Source organism: Neisseria sp. HMSC03D10 (assembly GCF_001807625.1).
Classification (GTDB): Bacteria; Pseudomonadota; Gammaproteobacteria; order Burkholderiales; family Neisseriaceae; genus Neisseria; species Neisseria mucosa.
Map to the genome: position 1 here is coordinate 1 of NZ_KV789563.1, position 4,654 is coordinate 4,654.

Annotated in this window: 2 protein-coding genes; one reads left to right on the forward strand and one right to left on the reverse strand. The window is 51.6% G+C overall.

Translation table 11 applies throughout. The annotated features are described in order from the left end of the window. Nucleotides 1-73: 73 nt before the first annotated feature. The gene (locus HMPREF3066_RS07805) at nucleotides 74-322 is read right to left on the reverse strand and encodes a BolA family protein (protein ID WP_029609441.1); all 249 of its coding nucleotides are present in this window, start codon (nucleotides 320-322) and stop codon (nucleotides 74-76) included. Between the two features lie 572 nt (nucleotides 323-894). Here HMPREF3066_RS07805 and HMPREF3066_RS07810 point away from each other — a divergent pair. Beyond that, on the forward strand, nucleotides 895-4,654 hold a 3,760-nt coding region (locus HMPREF3066_RS07810), incomplete at its 3' end, for an ESPR-type extended signal peptide-containing protein (protein ID WP_083286427.1).

Here is a 4,654-nt window from a genome sequence, read left to right on the forward strand (position 1 = left end):
GATGTCCAACTTTTGGGGTGCAGTTCAAACCTAATTCCGGTTTCAGACGACCTTCTCTTGTCTGCTGTACGGCTTATTGCTGCTTCGCCGCCCATTCCGCAGGTGTGGCGGCAACGGAAATCGACAGCGCGTGTAATTCGTTGCTGGCCAATTGCGCCTTCAGACCGTCTTTGATCAGGCGGTGGCGGGCGAGGCGGGCTTTGCCTTCAAACTCGGAAGAGACGATGACGGCGAAGAAGTGATGTCCGTCGCCTTCGACTTCAACGTGTTCGCAAGCGGCGACGCCTTCAATCAGCGATTTGACTTGTTCTGGGGTAAGCATTTGTATTCCTTGTTTCAAAAACATTGCGGCATTATACAGAATAATGCCGCTTAACATCGCCAACTTGCTGAGGATAGTATTTTAAAAGTTATTCATTAATATTTAATCAACATAAGGTTTACAGAGGTCGTCTGAAACGTTTTCAGACGACCTCTTTTCTTATTTTTGGATGTCGGATACTTAAAAATATCATTTTTTTAGTACGGATGAATTCAGGCAAAAGGGTTTTGGCATATAAATTGCTTTCAGATAAAAGATAAAGTTTCACTTTGATTGCAAAATAAAGTTAAGAAAATAGAAGTCATCAAAGATAAGCGGATAGATAAATAGCCAAAAGGTCCTGAAATCAGGTTTGAGAGATTGTTATCTGAGGTATAGATAAATTCTGAAATTTGTTTGAAAGTGACAATATGCGTCATATCCGTTGAATAATTTTTGCAATCGAAATATTGGTATCAAATACGATATTTTCATTTTTGGTTATTGGGTTGGATGTTTGAAAAGTAGGTTGTTTCGATAATCCAATAATATATTAAATTTATTTGTTTAACATTTTAAGACAGAGAGACAGCATGAATATAATCTATCGTGTCGTATGGAACGAAACCACACAGACGTGGAACGCGGTGGCGGAATTCGCCAAGGCGCATGGGAAAACGGCTTCATCAGGCATAGGCGGCATCGTTGCCTCCGTAGGTGTGCGCTTCGCGTTTACCGCCATCATGTCCGGCCTGCTGCTTGCCAGCGGTCAAGCCGTCGCGACAGTAGAAAATAACGGCAAAACCCTTGCCAATGGCACAGTTTTATCTGCAGCCGCCGATGGTACTGATTACAACACCTGTTATTTCGATACCGTCAGCTACAACGTGGTCTGTGGTGATGATACTACGAAGGCGTTAGATTTCATTCCTCAAACCGGTGGGCAACCCCCAAAACAAGGTAAATCTGTCGCCATCGGACAAGGAGCCCAAACCAGCGGAGAAAGTAATGTTGCCATCGGTCCGAAAACGGTTACTGCCAACACAGGTTCTATTGCCATCGGCGTGGCGGCAAGTGCCAATCACAACCAATCTATCGCTATGGGACAGGAGGCATCAGCAAAAGGTGAAGCCGATGTCAGTATTGGAAAATTGGCAGGCGATACCGTTTCTTCCGACGGCCGCAATATTTCCATTGGCGAGAGCGCGCTGAAAGGCGGCTCGGGAGTCAATAATGTCATCGCCATCGGTTCGTCGGCAGGCATTAATTCCAATAGTAGTCATTCGGTTTATATCGGAACCGGTGCGACCGGTATGGATCCCAAAAATATTTCCATCGGATATCAGGCGAACACCAAAAGCGGCAGTATTGCAGTTGGTGACAACTCAAATGCGCAGGGCAGTTCGTCCGTTGCCATCGGTACCAAATCCGTTGTAACCGATGTAGCAGGTAATGGCGTTGCCATTGGTTTCAATTCCACTACTTCGGGATTGAGTGCTGTCGCCATCGGTGGTTCAAGTTCGATCGGTAAAGGTGCCAATGCATCGGGACCTGCCAGCCTGGCAATAATGGGTACTGCCGTCGCTTCTGCACAGCGTGCCATCTCCATAGGCGAATTTACGGTCGGTTCAGGAGCTTATGGTATTGCCATCGGCGGTAAAGCAAATGCACAGGGTACTTCTTCCATCGCGATTGGCGGCAGTCAGGCGCAAGACAAAGGAGCGACTGCTGCGGGTCATTTCTCAACCGCTATCGGTTATGGTGCCAAGACAGTCAATCAGGATACCACTGCCGTCGGTAAAGACAGCACGGCAAACGGCCTGCGCGCCACGGCTTTCGGCGTGGACAGCAATGCAGGTGCTGAAAACGCCTTGGCTGCCGGTCCGCAAACCGCTGCTTCTGCCAAAGGCGCGATTGCCGTCGGTTTTGCCACTCAGGCAACCGGTTTGAGCAGCATCGCAGTCGGTAAAGAAGCCATTGCCACTACAGAAACTTCTACTTCACTCGGTCAAAACAGCCAAGCCACCGCCAACAACGCTGTCGCCATCGGTAACAAAGCCGTAGCGGCAGGTACGGGCAATATCGTAGTGGGTACGAACGCGGGCGTATACGACGATGCCGTTTCCGCAGGACGCAAGGTCGGCGCTGACACCGTCTATATCGGCGCGGACAGCGGTCGCAATGCCTATACCAACGAACGCCAAATCTCCATCGGTAAAGGTACGGGCAACAACGCTACCGGCGTGGACAACATCGCCCTTGGTCTGCGTTCCGGCGCATTTGTGTCCGGTGCGAATAACGTCGCCATCGGTAGGGAAGCAGGCATGGGTACGGATGCCCAAAAACTGAGCGTCACTTCCACCGTCGCCATCGGTGAAGCCGCAAAAGGCAGCTCCAACAATACCGTCGCCATCGGTAAAACCGCATTGGCGGAAAAAGAATCTGCGGTTGCCGTCGGTACACTTTCCAAAGCCAGCGGTGACAACTCCGTAGCCATCGGTAAGACTGCCAACGCATTGGGCATTAAAGCAGTCGCATTGGGTGTCGATTCCGTTGCTGTTAATGAAAAAGATGTTGCATTGGGTAGCGGTAGCGTGACTGAAGCGCACCACAACGGCGACTACACGTTGAATAGTAACTATACCGCAGCCGGAACAAGCTCTCAGGGTACGGTTTCTGTCGGTAAAGTTGATGCAGCCACCCCTGCCAACAGCTTTACCCGTCAAATTCAAAACGTCTCTGCGGGTGTTATCAGCGCAACCAGCACCGACGCCATCAACGGCAGCCAGCTTTACGCAACCAATTCTTACCTGCTCAACTTGGGTAACAACGTCAAAAACGCCTTGGGCGGTAAAACTGCAATCGACGGTGAGGGCAACCTAACCCTGAACGATTTGGGCGGCACAGGCAAAGCCAATGTTCACGACGCTTTGGAAGCGATGAATAACAAAATCAACCAATTGGGCGGCGGCTTGGGCGGCGGCAGCTCCAGCCATTTTTACAGTGTTCAGACGCCTTCAAATGACCGTGGTAACTACAACAATAATGGCGCAACCGGATTAGATGCTCTGGCGGCAGGCGCGGACGCGCAGGCAGCGGGCGCATTTGCCGTAGCGGTCGGTACAGGCGCGCAGGCGGCAATTTCTAACTCTATCGCCATCGGTAAAAACGCCACTGTCAACGAAGACACTGCATCCGATATGGCTGTCAACGGTTTGACCAAAGGCGAAGGCTCCGTCGCCATCGGCTCAAACACCAAGGCCAGCGGCACCAACGCCACAGCCGTCGGCCAATCATCCAATGCTTACGGTCAAAACTCTTTAGCAGCCGGTCAATCATCCAATGCAGTGGGTAAATCCAGCGTAGCGCTTGGTGACGGTGCAAACGCCACCCAAGACTCCGCCACAGCACTCGGTCCATATAGCCAGTCCACGGCGGCAGGTGCGACCGCGTTGGGCTTCAATACCCACGCAACTGCTTTCGGTACTGTTGCGGCAGGCCGTAACAGCAAAGCCGTTGCCAATAATGCCGTAGCAATGGGTAACGAAGCTGACGCTCAAAAAGAAGACACCATCGCCATCGGCTACAACGCCCAAGCCACGCAAAACCGTGCCGTGGCCTTCGGCAAAAACGCCAAAGCCACCGCAGGTGATACCGTTGCCTTCGGTGATGCGGCAAAAGCATCCGTCGGCAATGCCATTGCCTTCGGTAAAAACGCCAATGCCGCTCATGCAGACTCCATCGCATTGGGTGCCAATTCCGCGACTGAAGCAGCCGTTCAGACGACCTCTGCCACCGTTGGCAGCCTGACCTTCGGCAACTTCGCAGGTAACACGCCTGAGTCCACACTCAGCATCGGTTCGGCAGGCAAAGAGCGCACGATTACCAACGTCGCCGCAGGCCGCATCAGCGACAGCAGCACTGATGCCATCAACGGCAGCCAGCTTTATGCGACTCAAAACGTCATGAACAACATCGGTACGACCGCAGTCGGCGTATTGGGCGGAGACGCAGCCATTGCGAATGACGGCACCATTACGATGACCAACATCGGCGATACCGGCAAAGACAACGTTCACGACGCAATCAAGTCAGTGAAAGAGACTGCCGAGAAAGGCTGGAATCTGAAAGCCAACGACGAAACCTCGTCTGAAAAAATTGCTGCTGGCGACACTGTAACCTTCAAAGAAGGCAAAAACATCAAAGTCAGCCGCGACGGTAAGAACATCACCGTAGCGACTTCAGACGACGTATCCTTCAACAAAGTAACTGTCGGCGACAGCGTTCTGACCGACAACGGATTGACTGTGGGCAATGGCGCAGCAGGCAAACCTGTCAGCCTGACCAAAGACG

Excerpts from the sequence above, each read along its gene's own strand:
- HMPREF3066_RS07805 (WP_029609441.1), bottom strand. The coding sequence starts at position 322 with ATGCTTACCCCAGAACAAGTCAAATCGCTGATTGAAGGCGTCGCCGCT.